Origin of the sequence: Novosphingopyxis baekryungensis DSM 16222 (assembly GCF_000420305.1) — a bacterium.
GTDB lineage: Bacteria > Pseudomonadota > Alphaproteobacteria > Sphingomonadales > Sphingomonadaceae > Novosphingopyxis > Novosphingopyxis baekryungensis.
The window spans coordinates 270,816-290,397 of sequence record NZ_ATUR01000004.1; the positions used below are offsets into that span (position 1 = coordinate 270,816).

At 64.2% G+C, this 19,582-nt stretch carries 22 protein-coding genes; 15 read left to right on the plus strand and 7 right to left on the minus strand.

The genetic code is table 11. The features are described 5' to 3' along the window. Position 1: 1 nt before the first annotated feature. The 7 genes from gpmA to G410_RS16120 all read left to right on the plus strand — a co-directional run bounded on the left by gpmA (position 2) and on the right by G410_RS16120 (position 5,022). Positions 2–688: a 2,3-diphosphoglycerate-dependent phosphoglycerate mutase gene (gene gpmA, locus G410_RS0108260; protein WP_022673181.1), complete on the plus strand. Its 687-nt coding sequence runs from the start codon at positions 2–4 to the stop codon at positions 686–688. Between the two features lie 190 nt (positions 689–878). After that, complete coding sequence (purE, locus tag G410_RS0108265; protein ID WP_022673182.1) at positions 879–1,364, plus strand: 5-(carboxyamino)imidazole ribonucleotide mutase; 486 nt, start codon at positions 879–881, stop codon at positions 1,362–1,364. Beyond that, positions 1,364–2,434, plus strand: coding sequence for a 5-(carboxyamino)imidazole ribonucleotide synthase (locus G410_RS0108270; protein WP_028971234.1), 1,071 nt, complete (start codon positions 1,364–1,366; stop codon positions 2,432–2,434). Before purE ends, G410_RS0108270 begins: the two co-directional genes overlap by 1 nt. Before the next feature lie 28 nt (positions 2,435–2,462). Then, entirely contained in the window at positions 2,463–2,951 is a 489-nt protein-coding gene (locus G410_RS0108275; protein WP_022673184.1) for a dihydrofolate reductase, read from the plus strand. 27 nt (positions 2,952–2,978) lie between these two features. Continuing rightward, complete coding sequence (locus G410_RS0108280; protein ID WP_022673185.1) at positions 2,979–3,938, plus strand: bifunctional riboflavin kinase/FAD synthetase; 960 nt, start codon at positions 2,979–2,981, stop codon at positions 3,936–3,938. A 99-nt stretch (positions 3,939–4,037) separates the two neighbouring features. Then, positions 4,038–4,547, plus strand: a complete 510-nt coding sequence (gene lspA, locus G410_RS0108285; protein ID WP_022673186.1) for a signal peptidase II — start codon at positions 4,038–4,040, stop codon at positions 4,545–4,547. Beyond that, positions 4,540–5,022 (plus strand): DUF3035 domain-containing protein, encoded by a 483-nt coding sequence (locus G410_RS16120; RefSeq protein WP_022673187.1) that lies wholly within the window; start codon positions 4,540–4,542, stop codon positions 5,020–5,022. The genes lspA and G410_RS16120 overlap by 8 nt, the downstream gene beginning before the upstream one ends. Before the next feature lie 123 nt (positions 5,023–5,145). On the opposite strand, the gene dxs is transcribed toward G410_RS16120, so the two are convergent. The 3 genes from dxs to G410_RS0108305 all read right to left on the minus strand — a co-directional run bounded on the left by dxs (position 5,146) and on the right by G410_RS0108305 (position 8,066). After that, positions 5,146–7,092, minus strand: coding sequence for a 1-deoxy-D-xylulose-5-phosphate synthase (dxs, locus tag G410_RS0108295; RefSeq protein ID WP_022673188.1), 1,947 nt, complete (start codon positions 7,090–7,092; stop codon positions 5,146–5,148). A gap of 45 nt (positions 7,093–7,137) precedes the next feature. Beyond that, positions 7,138–7,596: a Fur family transcriptional regulator gene (locus G410_RS0108300; protein ID WP_022673189.1), complete on the minus strand. Its 459-nt coding sequence runs from the start codon at positions 7,594–7,596 to the stop codon at positions 7,138–7,140. A gap of 101 nt (positions 7,597–7,697) precedes the next feature. After that, a complete protein-coding gene (locus G410_RS0108305; RefSeq protein ID WP_028971237.1) occupies positions 7,698–8,066 on the minus strand; it encodes a MerC domain-containing protein in 369 nt (122 codons plus the stop codon). A gap of 148 nt (positions 8,067–8,214) precedes the next feature. On the opposite strand from G410_RS0108305, the gene G410_RS0108310 reads away from it, so the two are divergent. From G410_RS0108310 to G410_RS17390, 4 genes are all read left to right on the plus strand, one after another. Then, positions 8,215–9,276 (plus strand): COX15/CtaA family protein, encoded by a 1,062-nt coding sequence (locus G410_RS0108310; RefSeq protein WP_033317473.1) that lies wholly within the window; start codon positions 8,215–8,217, stop codon positions 9,274–9,276. Between the two features lie 138 nt (positions 9,277–9,414). After that, on the plus strand, positions 9,415–9,894 hold the full coding sequence (gene rplM, locus G410_RS0108315) for a 50S ribosomal protein L13 (protein WP_022673192.1): 480 nt from the start codon (positions 9,415–9,417) through the stop codon (positions 9,892–9,894). Continuing rightward, positions 9,894–10,415 carry a 30S ribosomal protein S9 gene (gene rpsI, locus G410_RS0108320; RefSeq protein ID WP_022673193.1) on the plus strand — a complete coding sequence of 174 codons (522 nt, stop codon included), beginning with the start codon at positions 9,894–9,896 and terminating at the stop codon, positions 10,413–10,415. Before rplM ends, rpsI begins: the two co-directional genes overlap by 1 nt. 285 nt (positions 10,416–10,700) lie before the next feature. Beyond that, entirely contained in the window at positions 10,701–12,176 is a 1,476-nt protein-coding gene (locus G410_RS17390) for a methyl-accepting chemotaxis protein (RefSeq protein WP_162604083.1), read from the plus strand. On the opposite strand, the gene G410_RS0108330 is transcribed toward G410_RS17390, so the two are convergent. Together G410_RS0108330 and G410_RS17395 are read right to left on the minus strand one after the other, a co-directional pair. Then, the gene (locus tag G410_RS0108330; protein WP_022673195.1) at positions 12,177–12,908 is read right to left on the minus strand and encodes a metallophosphoesterase family protein; all 732 of its coding nucleotides are present in this window, start codon (positions 12,906–12,908) and stop codon (positions 12,177–12,179) included. It lies immediately after the preceding gene. After that, positions 12,905–13,756, minus strand: coding sequence for a diacylglycerol/lipid kinase family protein (locus G410_RS17395; protein ID WP_022673196.1), 852 nt, complete (start codon positions 13,754–13,756; stop codon positions 12,905–12,907). Before G410_RS17395 ends, G410_RS0108330 begins: the two co-directional genes overlap by 4 nt. A gap of 113 nt (positions 13,757–13,869) precedes the next feature. Here G410_RS17395 and G410_RS0108340 point away from each other — a divergent pair, with 113 nt between their 5' ends. The 3 genes from G410_RS0108340 to zapE all read left to right on the plus strand — a co-directional run bounded on the left by G410_RS0108340 (position 13,870) and on the right by zapE (position 16,366). After that, positions 13,870–14,652 carry a succinate dehydrogenase iron-sulfur subunit gene (locus tag G410_RS0108340; RefSeq protein ID WP_022673197.1) on the plus strand — a complete coding sequence of 261 codons (783 nt, stop codon included), beginning with the start codon at positions 13,870–13,872 and terminating at the stop codon, positions 14,650–14,652. Positions 14,653–14,762: 110 nt separating this feature from the next. Beyond that, positions 14,763–15,251, plus strand: a complete 489-nt coding sequence (locus tag G410_RS0108345; RefSeq protein WP_022673198.1) for a PaaI family thioesterase — start codon at positions 14,763–14,765, stop codon at positions 15,249–15,251. After that, entirely contained in the window at positions 15,248–16,366 is a 1,119-nt protein-coding gene (gene zapE, locus G410_RS0108350; RefSeq protein WP_022673199.1) for a cell division protein ZapE, read from the plus strand. The genes G410_RS0108345 and zapE overlap by 4 nt, the downstream gene beginning before the upstream one ends. Here the strand turns inward: zapE and G410_RS16135 are convergent. Then, positions 16,302–17,486, minus strand: a complete 1,185-nt coding sequence (locus tag G410_RS16135) for an acyltransferase family protein (RefSeq protein ID WP_022673200.1) — start codon at positions 17,484–17,486, stop codon at positions 16,302–16,304. The two genes, zapE and G410_RS16135, sit on opposite strands and share 65 nt — an antisense overlap. A 91-nt stretch (positions 17,487–17,577) precedes the next feature. Between G410_RS16135 and G410_RS16140 the strand changes: the two genes are divergently transcribed. Then, positions 17,578–18,507, plus strand: a complete 930-nt coding sequence (locus tag G410_RS16140; protein ID WP_051137243.1) for a GNAT family N-acetyltransferase — start codon at positions 17,578–17,580, stop codon at positions 18,505–18,507. 7 nt (positions 18,508–18,514) lie between these two features. On the opposite strand, the gene G410_RS16145 is transcribed toward G410_RS16140, so the two are convergent. Next, positions 18,515–19,537, minus strand: coding sequence for a polysaccharide deacetylase family protein (locus tag G410_RS16145; protein ID WP_022673202.1), 1,023 nt, complete (start codon positions 19,535–19,537; stop codon positions 18,515–18,517). Positions 19,538–19,582: the final 45 nt, after the last annotated feature.

The following is a 19,582-nucleotide window of genomic DNA, read 5'->3' on the forward strand; positions in this document are numbered from 1 at the left end:
CATGCCCAAACTCATCCTGCTGCGCCACGGCCAGTCCGAATGGAATCTGCAGAACCGGTTCACCGGCTGGTGGGACGTGGAGGTGACCGAAAAGGGCGTGGAGGAAGCCAGGGCCGCCGGTCGGTTGATGCTGGAAAAGGGGCTGGAGCCGGACATCTGCTTCACCTCGCTCCAGTCCCGCGCAATCAAGACGCTGCATCTGGCGCTGGAGGAGATGGACCGTTTGTGGCTGCCGGAGATCAAGGATTACCGGCTGAACGAGCGCCATTATGGCGGGCTGACCGGGCTCAACAAGCAGGAAACGCGCGACAAGCATGGCGATGAGCAGGTGCATATCTGGCGCCGCAGCTTCGACACCCCCCCGCCGGAACTGGAGGCGGGCAGCGAATATGATCTGTCGTCCGATCCGCGCTATGCCGGCATCACGGTGCCGACCACCGAGAGCCTGAAGCTGACCATCGAGCGCGTGCTGCCCTATTGGAACGGCACCATCGCGCCCGAGCTGAAGGCGGGCAAGACCGTGCTGATCAGCGCGCACGGCAACAGCCTGCGCGCGCTCGTCAAGCATCTGTCCAAGATTCCCGATAACGAGATCACCGGCCTGGAAATCCCCACCGGGCAACCGATGATCTATGAGCTGGACGACGATCTGGCCGAGGTGGAGCGCTATTATCTGAAGGACCGGTAAGGCCTTTGTCATGGCGAGGCGCCGAAGGGGGCGCGGCAATCGGGGGCGGCCCTGACGCCGCGCACGTGCTGGATTGCCGCGTTTCGAACGCAACGATGCATTTGCGCAAATCCTCAGGTTCTGCCCATTGCCCTTGGCCCGCCCCTTCGATATCGCACCGGGCTACTGACGCAGCGTGATCGGGCGGGATATGGGCGAGGGACCAGTTATCGGTATCATCATGGGCAGCCAGTCCGACTGGCCGACCATGCGGTGCGCCGCCGATATTCTCGATAATCTGGGCATTGCGCATGAGGTGCGCATCGTGTCCGCCCATCGCACGCCGGACCGGCTGTATGATTATGCCAAAACCGCCGAAAGCCGCGGACTGCAGGCGATTATCGCCGGCGCGGGCGGCGCGGCGCATCTGCCGGGCATGGCGGCGGCGATGACGCGGCTGCCGGTGCTGGGCGTGCCCGTGCAGTCGCGCGCGCTGGATGGCATGGATAGCCTGCTGTCCATCGTGCAGATGCCCGGCGGCGTGCCCGTGGCCACCTTTGCCATTGGCGAAGCGGGGGCAAAGAACGCCGCGCTTTTTGCGGCCGCCATGCTGGCGACAACGGACCCGGCGCTTGCCGAAAAGCTGCACGCGTTCCGCAAGGCGCAAACCGACAGCGTGGCCGAGGAACCGCAATGATCCAGCCGCTGCCACCCGGTTCCACCATCGGCATCCTGGGCGGCGGTCAGCTGGGCCGCATGCTCGCGATGGCCGCCGCGCAGATCGGTTATCGCTGCCATGTCTATGCGCCGGAAGGCCGCGCCGTGGCCGCCGATGTGTGCGAGACGCGCACCACCGCCGCATTTGAGGATGAAGCCGCGCTTGGCCGCTTTGCCGATGCCTGCGACGTCCTGACCTATGAATTCGAGAATGTGCCGACCGCCCCGCTGAAAGCCCTGGGGCTGGCAGACATGGTGCGCCCCGGCATCCCGGCGCTCGATATCGCGCAGAGCCGGATCGCGGAGAAGAATTTCTTCAGCGATCTGGGCGCACGCACCGCGCCCTTCGCCTGGGTGGAGGACGATACCACGCTGGAGGATGCGGTGGAGCAGATCGGCGCCCCGGCCATCCTGAAAACCGACCGTATGGGCTATGACGGCAAAGGGCAGGCGCGCATCGATGCGGCCGAGGCCGTGCGGCGCGGCTGGAGCAAGATCGGCCAGCGTCCGGCGGTGATGGAGGGTTTTGTCTCCTTCGATGCCGAGTTTTCGGTGATTCTGGTGCGCGCGGCCAGCGGCGAAATCCGGTTCTGGGACTCCACCCGCAATATTCACGAGGACGGTATCCTGCGCCGCTCGATCTGGCCCGCCGGTCCTGCGATCGAGGGTCAGGTGGCCGAGGCCCGCAATCTGGCGCGCACCGCAGCCGAAAGGCTTGGCGCGATCGGCGTGCTGACGTTCGAATTCTTTGCCACCGCAGACGGCCCGCTGTTCAACGAATGCGCGCCGCGCGTGCACAATAGCGGCCACTGGACCATCGAGGGTGCGGTCACCAGCCAGTTCGAAAACCATATCCGCGCCATCGCCGGTTTGCCGCTGGGCGATTGCGGCACGGTGGGACGGCGCATCGAGATGAGCAACCTGATCGGAGACGAGATTGGCGAGAGCGCCGCGATCCTGGGCGATCAGGCCGCCCATTTGCACCATTATGGCAAGGCCGATGCCCGTCCGGGGCGGAAAATGGGCCATGTCACCAAGCTGTATTTTTGACATGCTCTGGGTTAGGCGCCGCTAAGCGATGAACCATCCTGAAATCATCTTCGTTCTGGCCCGCGCGGCCAATGGCGTGATCGGGGCCAATGGCGATATGCCCTGGCACCTGCCGGCGGACTTGCGCCACTTCAAGCAGAAGACCGGCGACAAGCCGATGATCATGGGCCGCAAGACGTTCGACAGCCTGCCCGTCGCGCTGCCGGGCCGCCGCCATATCGTGATGACCCGCAATCCCGAGTGGAGCGACGACGATGCCGAGACGGTGCATTCGGTGGAAGAGGCGCTGGCGCTGGCCAACGCCCCGCATGTCGCGGTGATCGGCGGAGCGGAGATTTTCAAGCTGTTCCGCGCGCGGGCGGACCGGATCGAGCTGACCGAAATCCATGCCGAGCCGGAGGGCGATACCTTCGTGCCCGCTTTCGGCCCAGATGAGTGGACCGAGACCGCGCGCGAGACGCATCCCGCAGAGGGCGGCCGCCCCGCCTTCGATTTCGTGACGCTCGTCCGGAAATAAGTGGATGGCGCGGTCAGGACTTTCGCGATGAGCAGCATCGCCCGTTTCGGTATCGACACACCGCTGCCCGAACATATGCGCGGCGCGATCATCGCGCTCGGCAATTTCGACGGCTTTCATCAGGGCCATCAGGCGGTGGCCGGAGAGGCGATCCGCTGGGCGCGCGAAGAAGGCCGCCCGGCGATCATCGCCACCTTCGATCCGCACCCCGTGCGCCTGTTCAAGCCCGATACCCCGCCCTTTCGCCTGACGACGCTGGACCAGCGCCAGCGATTGTTCGGCGCGGCAGGGGCGGATGCCATGCTGGTGCTGGCGTTCGACCGGCAGCTGGCGGCCACCAGCGCACAAAGTTTCGTGCGCGATCTTCTGGCAGACCGCCTGGGCGCATCGGGCGTGGTGACCGGCGAGGATTTCACCTTCGGCAAGGGCCGCGAAGGTAGCGCGCCGGACCTCGGCACCCTCGGCGCGGATCTGGGCCTGCGCAGCCGTATCGTCTCCCCCGTTCAGGGCGGCGGCGCGGTGGTATCGTCCACCCGCATCCGCGAGGCGCTGAAAGCGGGCGATCCGCAGCTGGCCGCCCGCCTGCTCACGCGCCCCTTCGCCATCGAAGGTCCGGTGGTGCATGGCGCCAAGAACGGGCGGCAGCTGGGCTATCCCACCGCCAATCTGGAGCTCGGCCAGTATCTGCGCCCCCGCTACGGCATTTACGCGGTGCGCGGGCGGCTGCCCGACGGGCGCATGCTGGAAGGCGCGGCCAATATCGGCATACGCCCCAGTTTCGATCCGCCCGTCGAGCTGCTGGAGCCCTATTTCTTCCAGTTTTCCGCCGATCTGTACGGACAGACCATCGCCGTGGAACTGCATGCCTTCATCCGCCCCGAGCAGAAGTTCGACGATCTGGAAGCGTTGAAAGAGCAGATGGCCAATGACTGCGACCGCGCCCGCGCACTGCTGGCCGATGCCCCCGCTGGTGAGGACGCCGGTTAGGCCGCCGTTCAGGCGGCGCGCTGCACGGGGAGTGGACGCTGGCCGCCTTTCGTGCAATCGGGTGGCCCGCAACAAGGGACGACGGAGCTTGCAAGCCACATGACGCGCATCAAGACTTATGGGCTAATGCTCGCCACGCTGGTCGTCCTGCTCGATCAGGCGGTGAAATATGCCATGATCGTGCCGCTGTCGCTGCAGAGCAAGGGCACCATCTATCTGCTCCCCATTTTCAGCCTGACCTGGGCGGAGAACAAGGGCGTGTCGATGGGCATGTTCCAGGCCGGCACCGATGCGCAGCGCTGGATGCTGGTGGCGCTGACCGGCGTGCTGGCGCTGGCCGTGCTCGTCTGGATGGGGCGTGAGCGGCGGCTGGGCGACGTGCTGGCGCTTGGCGCGATCCTGGGCGGCGCGATCGGCAATATCATCGATCGGGCGCGCTTCGGCTATGTCGTGGATTATGCCGATTTCCATGTCGGTGGCATCCGCCCCTTCTTCATCTTCAATCTGGCCGATGCCTGTATCACCATCGGCGTCCTGATATTGCTTGCCCGTGCGCTGCTCATGCGCGACAAGCCCGACCAACGAAATTCGGAGAATGTCCATGCGTAAATCGCTCGCGATCCTAGGCGGCGCGGTGCTGCTCGGCGGCCTGTCCGGCTGCGGCGGCGGCGGTCTGTTCGACCGCGATCGTCCCGACGAATTTGCCGTTTCGCGGCAGGCCCCGCTGATCATCCCGCCGGATTATTCGCTGGAGCCGCCGCAGCCCGGTGCTGCCCCGGTGCAGGCCGGTACCGATCAAGAGCAGGTGCTCGATGCCCTGTTCGGCGGCCCGGCCCCGCGCTCGGTGGTGGAGCAGTCGATCAACAACCAGGCCGGCGACAGCGAACTCGGTATTCGCAGCGAAGTGGGCGACCCGCAGACCAATGTGGTCAACAAGGGCTCGGTCACGCGTGACATCATCGCCGCGCCGGAAGGCAATGGTCAGGAAGCACAGGTCGGCGTGCCGGCCGGTCAGGCCGCACCCGTGGACGCCAGCCAGCCGTCCGTTCCCGAAGGGTATAATGAGGCGCCCGCGCCAAACTGATGGCGCGGTCCCGCCGCCTTCCAGCGCGGGAGACCTTTCAGAAACAAGAAAAAGGCCTGCCGCGGTGCCATTCCGCAGCAGGCCTTTTTCTTTTTCGTAACGTGCTTTTGGCCGTTGCGCCAATCAGGCCCGCGCACCGGCCTCTTCGATATCGGTGCTGTTATGGCGCAGCGCCTTGAGCACCTTGTCCACGATATCCGGCGCCATCAGACCTGCTTCGGCATATTGCCGGTCCGGCTTGTCCTGATCCTGAAACACGTCCGGCAGGCGCATGGTCCGCACCTTCAGCCCGGCATCGGTGAGCCCTTCATCGCTGGCCATGGTGAGCACATGCGCGCCCAGCCCGCCGACGGCGCCTTCCTCGATGGTGATGCACACTTCATGCGTGCTCATCAGCTTGCGGATCAGGTCATTGTCCAGCGGCTTGGCAAAGCGCAGATCGGCCACCGTGGTGCTGAGGCCCTTGGCGTCCAGCGTGTCGGCAGCCTTCATGGCTTCGGCCAGCCGGGTGCCGAGCGACAGAATCGCGACCTGACGGCCTTCGCGCACGATGCGTCCCTTGCCGATTTCCAGCTTCTCCGGCGTTTCCGGCAGCGCCACACCGGTGCCCGCGCCGCGCGGATAGCGGAACGCAATCGGCCCGTCGTCATAGGCGGCGGCGGTATGCACCATATGGACCAGCTCCGCCTCATCCGCCGCGGCCATCACCACCATGTTCGGCAAGGTGGCGAGATAGGCGATGTCGAACGATCCGGCATGGGTCTGCCCGTCATCCCCCACAAGCCCGGCGCGGTCGATGGCGAAGCGCACCGGCAGATTCTGGATCGCCACATCATGCACCACCTGATCATAGGCGCGCTGCAAAAAGGTGGAATAGATGGCGGCGAACGGTTTCATGCCCTGCGCGGCCAGCCCGGCGGCAAAGGTCACCGCATGCTGTTCGGCAATGCCCACGTCGAAGCTGCGCTCCGGAAAGGCGGCGGAGAATTTGTCGACGCCCGTACCGCCCGGCATTGCGCCGGTAATCGCGCAAATGCGCTTGTCCGCCGTGGCTTCGGCGATCAGCGCATCGGCAAAGACATTGGTGTAGGTGGGAGGGCCGCCGCCCTTGCCCTTGTCCTGCTTGCCGGTCACGACGTCGAATTTGGACACGCCGTGATATTTGTCGGCGGACGCTTCGGCGGGGCCATAGCCCTTGCCCTTCTGCGTCACGACATGGATCAGGATCGGCCCCTCTTCGGCATCGCGCACATTCTCGAGCACCGGGATGAGGTGGTCCAGATTATGGCCGTCGATCGGGCCGACATAATAGAAGCCCAGCTCCTCGAACAGCGTGCCGCCGGTCACCATGCCGCGCGTATATTCCTCCGCGCGGGCAAGCCCCTTGTGGACGCGGCGGGACAGCTTGGAACTCATCTTCTTGGCCAGGCTGCGCAGCCCAAGATATTCGCTGCTGGAGATCAGCCGCGCCAGATAGGCGCTGAGCCCGCCGACGGGCGGGGCGATCGACATGTCGTTGTCGTTCAGGATCACGATCAGCCGGTTGCCCGCCTGCGCGGCGTTGTTCATCGCCTCATACGCCATGCCCGCACTCATCGCGCCATCGCCGATGACCGCGATCGCCTTGTCCGGCCGCTCGCTGAGCTTGTTGGCCACGGCAAAGCCCAGCGCGGCGGAGATCGAGGTGGAGCTGTGCGCCGCACCGAACGGATCATATTCGCTCTCGGACCGCTTGGTGAAACCACTGAGGCCGCCGGCCTGGCGCAGCGTGCGGATACGGTCCCGGCGTCCGGTCAGAATCTTGTGCGGATAGCATTGATGGCCGACATCGAAGATCAGCCGGTCGTCCGGCGTGTTGAACACGTAATGGATCGCCGCGGTCAGCTCGACCACGCCGAGACCCGCCCCCAGATGACCGCCGGTGACGGACACCGCATCGATCATTTCCGCGCGCAGTTCGTCACAGAGCTGCCGCAGCTGATCGGGCTTGAGCTTGCGCAGGTCGGCAGGGACATCGACCATATCGAGAAGCGGTGTTTCCGGCCGCACTGCCAGTGTTTTTTCAGTCATCTCTCAACCTTATACGCTTGGATTGTCCAAGTCGATTGGCGCCGCTCAATCGCAGGCGGCGCATGTTCCATGCACTTCAATCACGGGACGATCGGGGGTGAAGCCGTTGGCGGTGGCGGTATCGCGCACACCATTGGCAATGCGATCATTGTCGACATGCGTCACTTCGCCGCATCTATCGCAGATCATGAAGATACAGTCATGCACACAGCCCGGGTGGCTGTTGGCCACATAGGCATTCGCACTTTCCACCCGCTGGGCCAGATTGGTTTCCACGAACAGATCGAGGATGCGATACACGCTGTTGGGCGCAATCCGCTTTTCCCGCCGCGCGGAAACCTTTTCGGCAATGTCATAGGCGGACGCTGGCGTCTTGAACGTGGCGAGCACGTCGAAGATCAGCGCGCGCATGTCGGTCCACTGCTCGCCGGCAGCTTCCAATGTGGTCTGCGCCTCCTGAGTCAGCGAGGCGCCATGATGCTCGTGATGCGCATGGCCTGTCATGCACCAGGATGTAGGCAAGCGCGCGAGGCGGGGCAATGCTGCAAATTAACGCCCGGCGAAAGGCGTGGCCCGGCGGCCTGTGCATCGCCTGCGGCAAACCCTCAGTGGGTGGCGCGAAAATTCAGATCATGGCCGAGCGCCAAAATCGATACGCCCATTATGGTGTAGACCACCTCCATATCGCCATGCGGCAGGCTGAGCGCGCCGGCCATGACGCCAAGGCCCAGAGATCCGATCGCTACCGGGAACAGATAGCCATGGCGCAGTACGCCGCGTCCAAGACCGACGCCGCCCAGCACAATGGCAATGGCCAGTCCAAGCTCATGCACCCATTCCGCGCCGAGAAGGCCACCAAGCGACGCGGCAGCAGCGACAAAGACTGCCGTTGCAATGCAATGCACCACGCACATACCGGACAGCAGCATGGCCGCGCGGTCCCACAATCCGTCTCTCTGTATCATCGTCGCCATGCCGGACTGTATAGCCATAGGTTCGTTAAGATACAACATCACATGCCGGCGGAAGTCCAAAAACTTTTCGGCTTCCCCCGTGCAGACAGTTCCCGACAGGCGCGCAGATGGCTTGCGGGTCACGGCGCGGCAGCACATATCGTCCAGCATGACAGCGACCCGAATGTCCGCGCCTGCAGCGTCCGCAACCAGTGCCCGCCTGCAGCCGATCGCCATCGCCAATTGGCTGCTCGCGGTGGCCGCGCTGGTGTTTTGCATGGTCGTGGTCGGCGGGATCACGCGGCTGACCGAATCGGGCCTGTCGATCACCGAATGGCAACCGATCACCGGCGCTATTCCGCCCCTGTCGCTGAGCGGCTGGGAGGCGGAGTTCGCCAAATATAAGGCGACGCCGGAATATCAGGAGATCACCGGCCCGGCGGGCATGACGCTGTCGCAGTTCCAGTTCATCTTTTTCTGGGAATGGGCGCACCGGCTGCTCGGGCGTCTGATCGGTATCGCTTTCGCACTCCCGCTCGCCTTCTTCTGGATTCGCCGCGCGATCCCGAAGGGTTACAAGCCCAGGCTGCTGGCACTGCTCGCGCTGGGCGGATTGCAGGGCGCCATCGGCTGGTGGATGGTGGTGAGCGGCCTCACCCTGCGGACCGATGTCAGCCATTATCGACTGGCGGTCCATCTGCTGACCGCCCTTTTCATCCTGTCCGGCCTGGTCTGGACCGCGCTGGATCTGCGCCAGCTGGCCAAGGTTCAGGCCCGCCCGGCCAGGCTGACCGGCCGGTCGGCGCTGCTGCTGGCGATCGTGGCGATCCAGCTGCTATATGGCGCGTGGGTCGCCGGCATGGACGCCGGCTATGTCGCCAGCGACTGGCCGCTGATGAACGGTCAATTCTTCCCCGCCGGTGTGGACTGGAGCAGGGGCGCAGCCTTTGCCTTTTCCAACGATCCCTTCCTGGTGCACTTCATCCACCGCTGGTGGGCCTGGGCGGCGCTGGCGGCGGTCATCCTGCTGGCCCGCGGGGCCAAACGGGCGGGCGTGCGCCCGGTCTCGATCGCCCTGTCGGCCGCGGTTGGCGTGCAGATCCTGCTCGGCATCGCGACGGTCATGAGCGGCGTCGCCCTGCCGATGGCGGCGGCGCATCAAGCGGTCGGCGCGCTGCTGGTGGCCAGTGCGATATGGGCGGCGCATGCAGCAGGCAGACGGACGGCCTGAATTCCATACGGTATCATTATACCCGCTCTATAACCCCCGCTCAGCCTTGACTTCAGCCGGGTTAGCCGTCATTAGCGCACCTTCACCGCCGTGGGGGAACCTGCGGCTTTCGCTTTTTTTGATCCAAGGACGGCTAACATGAAGTCGCTTTCCAAGACCACCCAATCGGTGCGTCCCGAGGATGTCGAGAAGAAGTGGCACATCATCGACGCCGAGGGTCTCGTCGTCGGCCGTGTCGCCACCATCATCGCCAACATCCTGCGTGGCAAGCACAAGCCCAGCTTTACCCCCCATGTCGATTGCGGTGACCATGTCATCGTCATCAATGCGGGCAAGGTGCGCTTTACCGGCAACAAGACCAAGCAGAAGGTCTATTACAAGCACACCGGCTATGCCGGCGGCATCAAGGGCGTCACCGCCGAGAAGGTTCTCGAAGGTCGCTTCCCCGAGCGCGTGCTGGAAAAGGCCGTCGAGCGTATGGTCCCGCGTGGCCCGCTCGGCCGTGCGCAGATGCGCGCCCTGCATTTGTACAATGGCACCGAGCATCCGCATGAAGGCCAGCAGCCCGAAACGCTCGACATCGCTGCGCGCAATCGCAAGAACAAGGTAGGTGCCTAATGGCCGATAATCGTCAGTCGCTTTCCGACATCAAGGACATTGCGGGCGACGCCGCCGAGGCGAATGCCGAAGCCGGCACGACCGATGTTCCTGCACAGCCGACCATGCCGCTGCGTGAGCAGATCCTGGACCAGTATGGCCGCGCCTATGCCACCGGCCGCCGCAAGGACGCCATTGCGCGCGTCTGGCTGAAACCCGGCACGGGTCAGATTGTGGTCAATGGCCGCGATCAGAGCACCTATTTCGCACGCCCCTCGCTGCGCCTCGTGATCAACCAGCCGTTCGACGTGACCGAGCGTCGCGGCCAGTATGATGTCATGGTCACCGTCAAGGGTGGCGGTCTTTCCGGCCAGGCCGGCGCCGTCAAGCATGGCATTAGCCAGGCGCTGACACGCTATGAGCCCGTGCTGCGCGCCGTGGTGAAGTCTGCCGGCTTCCTCACCCGTGACAGCCGCGTGGTCGAGCGCAAGAAATATGGCCGTGCCAAGGCGCGCAAGAGCTTCCAGTTCTCCAAGCGTTAAGCGCCATATCTCTCCAAGATTTCAGAAGGCGGCCCCGACGGGCCGCCTTTTTTTGCGGCCGAACCCGTAGCACCCCAGCAGCGACGTCCAGTTTAGGCGCTGTTTACCATTCGCCTCTAGACGGCTGTCTTGAAGGGATGCGGTGTTATGCGATTTTGGACCGATGCAGGCTTTCGGCCCAAGCGATTGGCCTTTTACCTGCGCGAATTAACGCGAATCGATTGTGCGGAGGACAGCGCGAGACAGGCTGCCTTCGAAGCGCAGTTGCGCGCCACTGCCCATAGCATGCGCACGGTATTTCCGATTACCGGCCTGCTATCGCTTTCGATTTATGTCGTTCTGGAGCCCTTCTCCTCTCAATTCTGGCTCGCCATCGGATCGATCGGCCTGTTCATCGCGACCGTGCTCGGCTTCTGGCTAACCGGACCGAATATGACCGATCGGCTCTGTCGACAGCCGCGTCACATGGCACTCGCCCTGGTCGGCAACGCCCTGATGTTAGGGCTCTCCTGGAGCGCGGCGTTCTACGCAGCGCTCCAAACAGACGATCCTGCGATCATCCAGTTTCTCACCGCCGTACTTTCCGCGATGATATTTTTGGGAGCGCTGATCTATCTGAGCCTGCCGATCGCGTTCCTTGCCTTTTCCCTGCCGCTCTATGTTCTTTTTGGGATCAACCTTGCCGTCCGGTACGACTTTGCGTTCATAACCTCGGTAATGCTCATGGTGCTGGGCTGGTATCTTGCCAAAACCGTGGTCGAACAATCGCAAAACATCGTGCAGCTGCATCTCAAGAACGAAGAACTCAACGAAACCCGCTTGGCCGAAGCCTTGCTGCGGGACCGCCAGAATTCTCGAGAGCTGGACGAAGCGCATGAACGTGCCGCGGCGAAGGAAAATATCGCCAAGGAACGGCGCATGCATCTGCTCGCCCTGGCGGACCAGTTCGACAGCTCGGTCGTGGAAACCAGCGACGATTTGGCCGCCGCCATCGCCGAGCTGACGGGGTCCGCCACGTCTCTCACCACGATCGCCGGAACCACGAGCGACGATGCCCGCGCAACACGCAACCGGGCCAGCGCAGCAACGGATGCCGCGCAGCATGTCGCCGTGGCGGCCGAGCAGCTTGACCAGGCCGTGGCCGAAGTGGGCACGCAGATTCAGGCCAATCTGGCGCATATCGCCGAGGTCGGTCAGGCCACGCGGCAAAGCGAAGCGGCGATGACGCTCCTCGTGCAACGGGCGGGCGGTATCGGGAAGATTGTCCATACGATATCGGATGTGGCGCGTCAGACCAATCTGCTGGCGCTCAACGCGACCATCGAGGCTGCCCGGGCTGGTGAAGCCGGGCGCGGGTTTGCGATTGTGGCGCAGGAGGTCAAGGCGCTGGCCGGACAGACGGCGCGCATGACCGAAGACATTGCCGCGCAGCTCAACGAGATCGATCGATTCGTGAACGATGCCGCCATGGCGCTGGACAAGGCCGGCGAGGAGCTGACGCAGCTGGAGGAGTGCGGCACGATGATCGCCTCTGCAACCGAAGAACAGCGCGCGGCGAGCGACGAGATCCGACGCCACTCCACCATGGCAGCAGCGGAAAGCGAACGGGCCCAGTCCAGCGTCAGCCGTGTGACCCATGCCGCGGACGAAACGCGCAAGCACAGCAGCGGGGTCAGCGACATCGCCCAGTCTCTGACCATCCGGTCCACCAGTCTGCGCACCGCCACGGAGGGCTTCCTCCGGGAACTGCGCGCGTCCTGATCAGGACGGCATGAACTGCACGTCCACCAAAATCCTGCCATCCGCCACGCTGATTCGGTTATAGCTTGGCGGATTCTCGCGCGTCCGCTCGGACAAAGTGCCGGCACCGATCAGCCGGATGCTCCCGTCACCGGTGGGGCGATCGATATCGAACGGATCATGGACATGGCCGGTCAGCACGGCATGGGCGCCAGCCTTTTGCAGCGCCTGCAACGCCTCCAGCCCGCCGCGCGTGGAGCCGCTGGTGCGCGTATCGGCGTCCACCAGAGGATGATGCGCGGCGATGAGATTGATCGATCCGGCCGGCGCAGTCTCCAGTGCCGACAGCGTGCTGCGCAGAGCGCCGGACCGGACCGTGCCCTTGGACCAGTTGAACCGCCATTGCGCGCGCGCGGTGGTGTTCAGGGGAATGATGGAAACGCCCGGCAGATCGATCTCCTTCTCCACCTTGTCGGCCACCCGCGTATAGCGGCGATAAGGCGTGAGGAACCGTTCGATCAGGTTGTAATAGGGCATGTCATGATTGCCGACTTCCACGGTGACCGGCACGCCCAGCGATGCCATCCATTCGCCAGCAGCCGCAAATTCGCGATGCTTGGCGCGCATGGTGAGGTCTCCGGTGATAATCACCGCATCCGGCCTGGCCGACGCCACTTCCCCGGCAAACCAGTCGAGCGCTGCGCGGTCTTCCGCGCCAAAATGAATGTCGCTGCAATGAAAAAGATTGGTCATGACACGTCGTTAGCGGGGCTTTCCTGCATGGTATAGACGAAGTCGACCGCGGACAGTCCGTGCCGGAAATGGCATATGGCCGACCCGGCGGACTCCTCCCCGTCCACGAGCAGGCCGACCGGTTTTCCATCGTCGGCGGACAGCGACAGCGCGGCGCGCGCGCCCAGGGTCTCATGCGGACCTTCGCGGAAATCACCCTTCAGCCATGACAGTCCATGGGCAAACAGCTGACCGGCGCCCTCGGCTGTAAATCCAGTCACGCGAAGGGCATGTTCGGCAGGTTCGATAAACAAGGCGGGATAGGCCGCGCCGTCACCATCCAGGCGCACCTGCGCCCCGCCGAACGTCTTGGTCCAGGCATCGGCAATCGAGCCCGGCATGTCCGCCAGATTGAAATGGCGCATATCCTCGCGCACCTCGCCCCAGGCCGTGGTCGGCCCGGCGATCACGCCAACCAGCGCCGTCTCCCCCTCCCCGATCACCACCGGAATCGGCGAAATGCGGGAATGCCCCTGGGCATAGCGGCGCGCAATCGTCTCGCTGTCGGCATCGCCATGCAGCGTGCGGGCCAGCAAATTCATGGTGCCGCCGGGCAGCGCCAGAATGTGTCCGTTCCAGCCCTGCGCGCTGCGCAGTGCGCCATTCACGGTGCCATCGCCGCCAAACACGGCCAGCGCATCCACGCCGGCCGCGGTCAGTTCCGCCGCCGTCGGCAGCGCCTCATGCGGGCATTCGATCATCCGCGCCATGTCATGGCCCTCCGCACTCAGCGCACCGCTGACCGACTGGCACAAGGTTTTGTCATAACTGCCGCTGTGGATATTGGCGGCCATCCAGATTTTGCTCATGGGCGTCCAACGCGCGGAATCTGGTTTCGGTGCCGTAGCGAACCCGCATTGCCCGTTGATCCTTTGCGTCTCGATCCCTAGATGCTGTATGTAATTCCAGCACCGGAGCGACCATGGCCACCTTCACACTGCCCAAGAACAGCAAGATCAAGAAGAAGGGACAGGTGCATAAAGCCGAAGGTGCCGCGCGCACCAAGACGTTCAAAATCTATCGCTACGATCCCGATGCGGGCGAGAATCCGCGTTACGACACGTTCGAGGTGGATCTGGACAGCTGCGGGCCGATGGTGCTCGACGCGCTCATCAAGATGAAGGCCGAGCAGGACAGCACGCTGACCTTCCGCCGCTCCTGCCGCGAGGGGATCTGCGGGTCCTGCGCGATGAACATGGACGGCAAGAACGGACTGGCCTGCACCACCGCGATCGAGGATGTGAAGGGCGATATCCGCATCACGCCGCTGCCACATATGGATGTAATCAAGGACCTGGTGCCGGACTTCAAGCATTTCTACGCGCAATATGCGTCGATCCAGCCCTGGTTGCAGACGGTCACGCCGGAGCCTTCCGGCAAGGAACGGCTGCAGTCGCCCGAAGAGCGCCACAAGCTCGATGGCCTGTATGAGTGCATTTTGTGCGCCTGCTGCTCGACGGCCTGCCCCAGCTACTGGTGGAACCAGGACAAGTTCCTCGGCCCTGCCATTCTTCTGCAGGCCTATCGCTGGCTGGCCGACAGCCGCGACGAGATGACCGGCGAGCGGCTGGACGATCTGGAAGATCCCTATCGCCTGTATCGCTGCCACACGATCATGAACTGCGCCAATGTCTGCCCCAAGGGCCTCTCGCCCGCCAAGGCCATTGCCGAAACCAAGAAGATGATCGCAGAACGCGCTATCTGACCGCACTTGCTGGGCGATCTCGCCAATCAACATAGCCCGGGGCTGGCGCCAACATCGTCACGCCCCGGGTTTTTCGCGTATAACAGCCATACATATCACGGGACGCCGCCATGCCGATGATCGAAGAACAACATCCCTGGTTCGATCATGCGCCGGATCCGGCCAATCCGGGGTGGATGACGTGGAACGCCAAGGACAGCTCCCGCTATAACGGCTTTCTCGGCTCCATCGCGATTCGCGAGGATGCCGCGCCCGGTTGCGGTTGGGTGCGCATGATGCCCGGCCATCAGCACAGCAATTTTGGCGAAAATGTCCATGGCGGCACGATCCTCGGTTTCATCGATGTCTGTCTGTTCGCGGGCAGCCGCGCCATCGGCATCGATCTGGGCGGCCGCGCGGTGACCGTTGAGCTGTCGACCCAGTTCGTCGGCGCGGCCATTGTCGGCCGGGCGCTGGACTGCAAGCTGGAGAGCGTGCGCGAAACGGGCAAGATGCTGTTTCTGCGCGGCCTGTTGATGCAGCGCCCCCGCGACGACGCGGACTATGCCAATGTCGCAAGCTTCAATGGCATTCTGCGCAAGGGCCTGCCCCGCCCGTGACCACCGCGATAACCGAACGCTATGACGCTCTGGTCTCCGCCGGAGAGCTGAAGGCCGATGCGGATCAGGCGCGCGCCGTGGCCGCGCTGCAGAGGATCCAGACCGAGCTTGAGGCACGTCCGGAAAGCCCCGGTTTCTTTCGCAAGCTGCTGGGCAAGGGCCGCGATCCGGTGCGGGGCCTTTACATGTGGGGCGGCGTGGGCCGGGGCAAATCCATGTTGATGGATCTGTTCTACGAATCGGTCGATATCGACCACAAGCGCCGTGCCCATTTTCATGAATTCATGATCGACATTCACAGGCGCATTGCCGCCGAGCGCAAGAAGGAAGAAGGCGATCCGATCGCGCCCGTGGTCGAAGCGCTGGCATCCGACACGCGGCTGCTGTGTTTTGACGAGATGCACGTCACCAACACCGCCGATGCCGCGATCATGGGCCGGCTGTTCGGCGGGCTGATCGAGGCGGGTGTGACGGTGGTCACCACCTCCAACCGCGAACCGAAGGACCTGTTCAAGGACGGGCTGAACCGCACGCTGATCACCGGCTTCATCGCGCTGGTGGAAGAGCGGCTCGCCATCCTGCCGCTGGACGGGCCGACCGACTATCGGCGCGAACGGTTGGGCGATTCGCGGCTCTGGCACCATCCCAATGGCGACGCGGCGACCCAGGCGCTCAGCGATGCCTTTTTCCGCCTGACCGATTATCCGCCCAGCGATGCCGAGCATGTGCCGAGCGAAGATGTGGCGCTGGGCGGCGGGCGAGTGCTTCATGTACCAAAGGCGCTGAAGGGCGTGGCGGTCTTCTCGTTCAAGCGGCTGTGCGGTGAGCCGCGGGGGGCGGCGGACTATCTGGCCATTGCCCGGCGCTATCACACCGTCATCATTGTCGGCATTCCCGTGCTCAGCCCGGACAACCGCAACGAGGCGGCCCGGTTCGTCACGCTGATCGACGCGCTGTACGAATATCGCGTGAAGCTGCTGGCAAGCGCGGATGCGATGCCCGAGGCACTCTATCCGGCCGGAGACGGCGCGTTCGAGTTCGAGCGGACGGTCAGCCGTCTGTCGGAGATGCGTTCGGATGCCTATCTGGCGCTGGGCCACGGCTCCGAGGACTGAAGGGCAGCGCCCGGTCCATCAGCCGCCGCAGCCAGGGTTCTGCCCAGTTGGCGATGGCCAGCGCCAGGACGGTCACCGCCAGCAGCGTGAGGAGCGCGGCGGAAATATAGGGCAGGCCTGACCGCAGAAGCCCGCCGATGAGCACCAGCCCCATCGTCTGGTGGAGCAGATAGAGCGGATAGGTCGCCAGGCCGAGCAGCAGCACCGGCCGGCGCGGCAACAGCGCTTCAAGGGCCGATTGCATGCGCGGGGACAACGCCACGATCGTCACCGACAGCAGGAACAGCGCCGGCCCGGCCCAATCCAGCAGCTGCGTCTGAATGCCATAGCTGGTGTAGCGGCTGATCCGCTCGATCTCGGTCAGCCCGGCGGCCAAAAGCCCGGCCATCGCCGCCGCCGCCCACCAGCCGCGATGCCCGGCATGCCAGCGATGCAGCAAAATGCCGAGCGCGAAAAAACAGCCATGCTGCAGCAGGAGCAATTGCTCGCTGCGCAGATCCAGACGCTCGATGTTGCCGCCGGCGATCCAGAAGGCCGCGCTGGCTGTGCCGATCGCCATGGCGAGCCAGCCCGTCAGATCCCGCCCCTGCGCGGCCAGCAACAGCAGCGCGACCAGGGCATAGAACACAGCCTCCACCGCCAGCGTCCAGTAGCTGCCATCGATATACGGGCCCCAGGGCCAGAGCAGCGCGGCCCGCCAATATTCGCCGAGATGCAGCGCGCGCGGATCGACCGGCCAGAGCAGCGCCAGGGTCAGCGTGGCGCATAGCAGCGCGGCAGGCCACAAGCGCAGCAACCGCCGACGCGCAAACGGCAGCGCCTGCGATCCGTGCGCCGATATCGCGATCACATAGCCGGAGATAACGAAGAATATCTCCACGCCGATCCAGCCATAGCCGGCCAGCGCCTTGCCCGTTTGCGGCAGCAGCGCCGGATCCAGAAACCGCGCCGCCAGCGGGTGCCCCGGGCTCGCATAGCCCGCGAAATAATGGAACAGAACCACGAGCATGGCCGCAGCAAAGCGCAGCAGATCGATGGCATAGAGCGCGCCGCGCGGCCGCAGCTGCGCGGTTGCGCCGGAAGGCAGGGGATCGGTCGAAGAAGGCGCGGCGGAATTCATGGTGCATGCTAGCAAGCATTTGCCGGTGCGTATCCAGATGGTGGCGCACTTCGACAAAATTTAACCCGGCTGCCATATGACAAGGCTGTCCATGGCCAACACAGCCTTTCCTCTCCAGCGGGTCGATCTCGGCCCCGTGATCGCAAGCCGCCGTCTGTGGCGGCAGCCGCGCTTGCTCTGCCAGGTCGAGCCCGATCTGTCGCAATTGATCGACGGTGTTGAGCCCGACATACCCACGCTTGGCACCGAGGGTGCCGGCTATCGCTTTCAATCGGTGTCGCAGGCTATGGCAGACCGCTTGCCGGACGAGCTGCCCGGCCTGTTACCCGGGGCGCGGCAGGATTTCCCGCGTTATTATGTCGATCTGCGGCCCGGCTTCGATGCCTATATGGCGCAATTCTCCGGCAAGACCCGCTCCACCTTGCGGCGCAAGGCCCGCAAACTGGCCGCCCATGATGGCGGCGCGCTCGATATCCGAAGCTTTCATCGCCCTGACGAGATCGACACCTTCTTCCAGGCAGCCCTGCCGCTGAGCGCCCGGACCTATCAGGACCGGTTGCTGGACGCGGGCCTGCCGGATGATCCGCAATTTCGCCGCAAAGCGGAGGCGCTGGCCCGCGCCGATGCCGTACGGGCCTGGGTGATGTACGTGCACGGCGCGGCGGCGGCCTATTTATATTTGCCGGTGACGGGCCGCACCTTGCGCTACGATTATCTTGGCTATGACCCCGCGCTTGCCAATCTGTCGGTCGGTACAGTGCTGCAGATGCATGCGCTGGAGCAAGTGATGGCGGAAAAGAAGTTCGACTGGTTTGATTTCACGAGCGGCGATGGCGCGCACAAGCGCCTGTTCGCTACCGGTCATGTCGATTGCAGCACCATCATCCTGTTGCGTCCCGGCCTCGCGAACCGGGCCGCCTTGCTCAGCGGACAGATCATCGACCGGGCGGCGCAGCATGGCGCCGGCTGGGCAAAAAGATGGGGGCTCGACGCGCGGCTGCGCAAGGCGCTACGACGCTGAAGACCGCTTAATCCTCAGAAGACAGGGGCTTAGACAAGGACGTAGGCAGGGACGAGGGCAAGGACGGCCGGTCTTCGATCAACAGGCGCGATCCCGCCTGTTCGGCCATGCGCATGGTGCGCCGCGTCAGGCTGGCCGGCAATGCCTTGGCGCCGCGGCGCAGATCGCGGCGTTCCAGCTCGCGAAAACCACCGGACGTCATGCCCGGCTCCTGCGCGATCGTGCGGCACAGCGCGCGAAACCGCCGCGCGAGCAACCAATTGCCACGCCGGGCCTTGCGCACGAACAGCTCGAAACTGTGATTCACGATATTGAAGAATTGCGCATCCGTCGCGACGGCATGGTGCAGCGCGGCCCGCATTTCGCGCGCCGACAATGCACATAGCTGAGCATGGCGCAGGCAGCCGGAGCGATCCTCGATCACGGAAATGGGGCATATCTGCGCGCCCCGGTGCGTGCGCACATGGCGCGTATCCGAAGGCAGGTCGATCTGGCAGTCGCCGCCCAGCTGCGCCGGGTTGAAACTGCTGTCCCATGTAAAACCGAGCGCCGCCAGCGCGCGCAGCGTATCGTCATTGGCCCCGTAATTGCCCGCACGAAAGGCGGTCGGCGGCGGTGCGCCCGCATCGGTCAGAAGGTCGCGCCCCACCGCCAGCAGCCTCTTCTGATCGTCCAGCGAAAAGTCGGCCATGTTGCGCCCGCTTCGATCGCCGACCGGGCTGTCCGTCACATGGTCCAGCCATTCGGTATGGATATGCAGCTGCACCTCGTGCCCCTGCGCGCGCAGGGGGCCGACGATATCGGCAATGATTTGCGGACCATAGACCAGCGCCGGCATCGGATCGACGAAGAACACCGTTTTCAGGCCCCAATGACGAAGTTGCTCCAGCTGATAGGGAACGCCCCAGCTCCGCCCACGCCGGCACCGGCCCTCGATCGAGCGGGCATAATTGTCCGCCGCGCTGACGCCCTGCTCATGGAGCGCAGAGGACAACTCGGTATCCGTCGTCAAGAGAACCTGCATCGGCATGGAACGCCTGTAGCCCAATCTTGTTAAGTCTGGGTAAGCGCCACA

What these genes read in the sequence shown, in the direction of transcription:
- gpmA (WP_022673181.1), top strand. Translation starts at nt 2, where the DNA reads ATGCCCAAACTCATCCTGCTGCGCCACGGCCAGTCCGAATGGAATCTG.
- purE (WP_022673182.1), top strand. Translation starts at nt 879, where the DNA reads ATGGGCGAGGGACCAGTTATCGGTATCATCATGGGCAGCCAGTCCGAC.
- G410_RS0108275 (WP_022673184.1), top strand. Translation starts at nt 2,463, where the DNA reads ATGAACCATCCTGAAATCATCTTCGTTCTGGCCCGCGCGGCCAATGGC.
- G410_RS0108280 (WP_022673185.1), top strand. Translation starts at nt 2,979, where the DNA reads ATGAGCAGCATCGCCCGTTTCGGTATCGACACACCGCTGCCCGAACAT.
- lspA (WP_022673186.1), top strand. Translation starts at nt 4,038, where the DNA reads ATGACGCGCATCAAGACTTATGGGCTAATGCTCGCCACGCTGGTCGTC.
- G410_RS16120 (WP_022673187.1), top strand. Translation starts at nt 4,540, where the DNA reads ATGCGTAAATCGCTCGCGATCCTAGGCGGCGCGGTGCTGCTCGGCGGC.
- dxs (WP_022673188.1), bottom strand. Translation starts at nt 7,092, where the DNA reads ATGACTGAAAAAACACTGGCAGTGCGGCCGGAAACACCGCTTCTCGAT.
- G410_RS0108300 (WP_022673189.1), bottom strand. Translation starts at nt 7,596, where the DNA reads ATGACAGGCCATGCGCATCACGAGCATCATGGCGCCTCGCTGACTCAG.
- G410_RS0108305 (WP_028971237.1), bottom strand. Translation starts at nt 8,066, where the DNA reads ATGGCGACGATGATACAGAGAGACGGATTGTGGGACCGCGCGGCCATG.
- G410_RS0108310 (WP_033317473.1), top strand. Translation starts at nt 8,215, where the DNA reads ATGACAGCGACCCGAATGTCCGCGCCTGCAGCGTCCGCAACCAGTGCC.
- rplM (WP_022673192.1), top strand. Translation starts at nt 9,415, where the DNA reads ATGAAGTCGCTTTCCAAGACCACCCAATCGGTGCGTCCCGAGGATGTC.
- rpsI (WP_022673193.1), top strand. Translation starts at nt 9,894, where the DNA reads ATGGCCGATAATCGTCAGTCGCTTTCCGACATCAAGGACATTGCGGGC.
- G410_RS17390 (WP_162604083.1), top strand. Translation starts at nt 10,701, where the DNA reads ATGCGCACGGTATTTCCGATTACCGGCCTGCTATCGCTTTCGATTTAT.
- G410_RS0108330 (WP_022673195.1), bottom strand. Translation starts at nt 12,908, where the DNA reads ATGACCAATCTTTTTCATTGCAGCGACATTCATTTTGGCGCGGAAGAC.
- G410_RS17395 (WP_022673196.1), bottom strand. Translation starts at nt 13,756, where the DNA reads ATGAGCAAAATCTGGATGGCCGCCAATATCCACAGCGGCAGTTATGAC.
- G410_RS0108340 (WP_022673197.1), top strand. Translation starts at nt 13,870, where the DNA reads ATGGCCACCTTCACACTGCCCAAGAACAGCAAGATCAAGAAGAAGGGA.
- G410_RS0108345 (WP_022673198.1), top strand. Translation starts at nt 14,763, where the DNA reads ATGCCGATGATCGAAGAACAACATCCCTGGTTCGATCATGCGCCGGAT.
- G410_RS16135 (WP_022673200.1), bottom strand. Translation starts at nt 17,486, where the DNA reads ATGAATTCCGCCGCGCCTTCTTCGACCGATCCCCTGCCTTCCGGCGCA.
- G410_RS16140 (WP_051137243.1), top strand. Translation starts at nt 17,578, where the DNA reads ATGGCCAACACAGCCTTTCCTCTCCAGCGGGTCGATCTCGGCCCCGTG.
- G410_RS16145 (WP_022673202.1), bottom strand. Translation starts at nt 19,537, where the DNA reads ATGCCGATGCAGGTTCTCTTGACGACGGATACCGAGTTGTCCTCTGCG.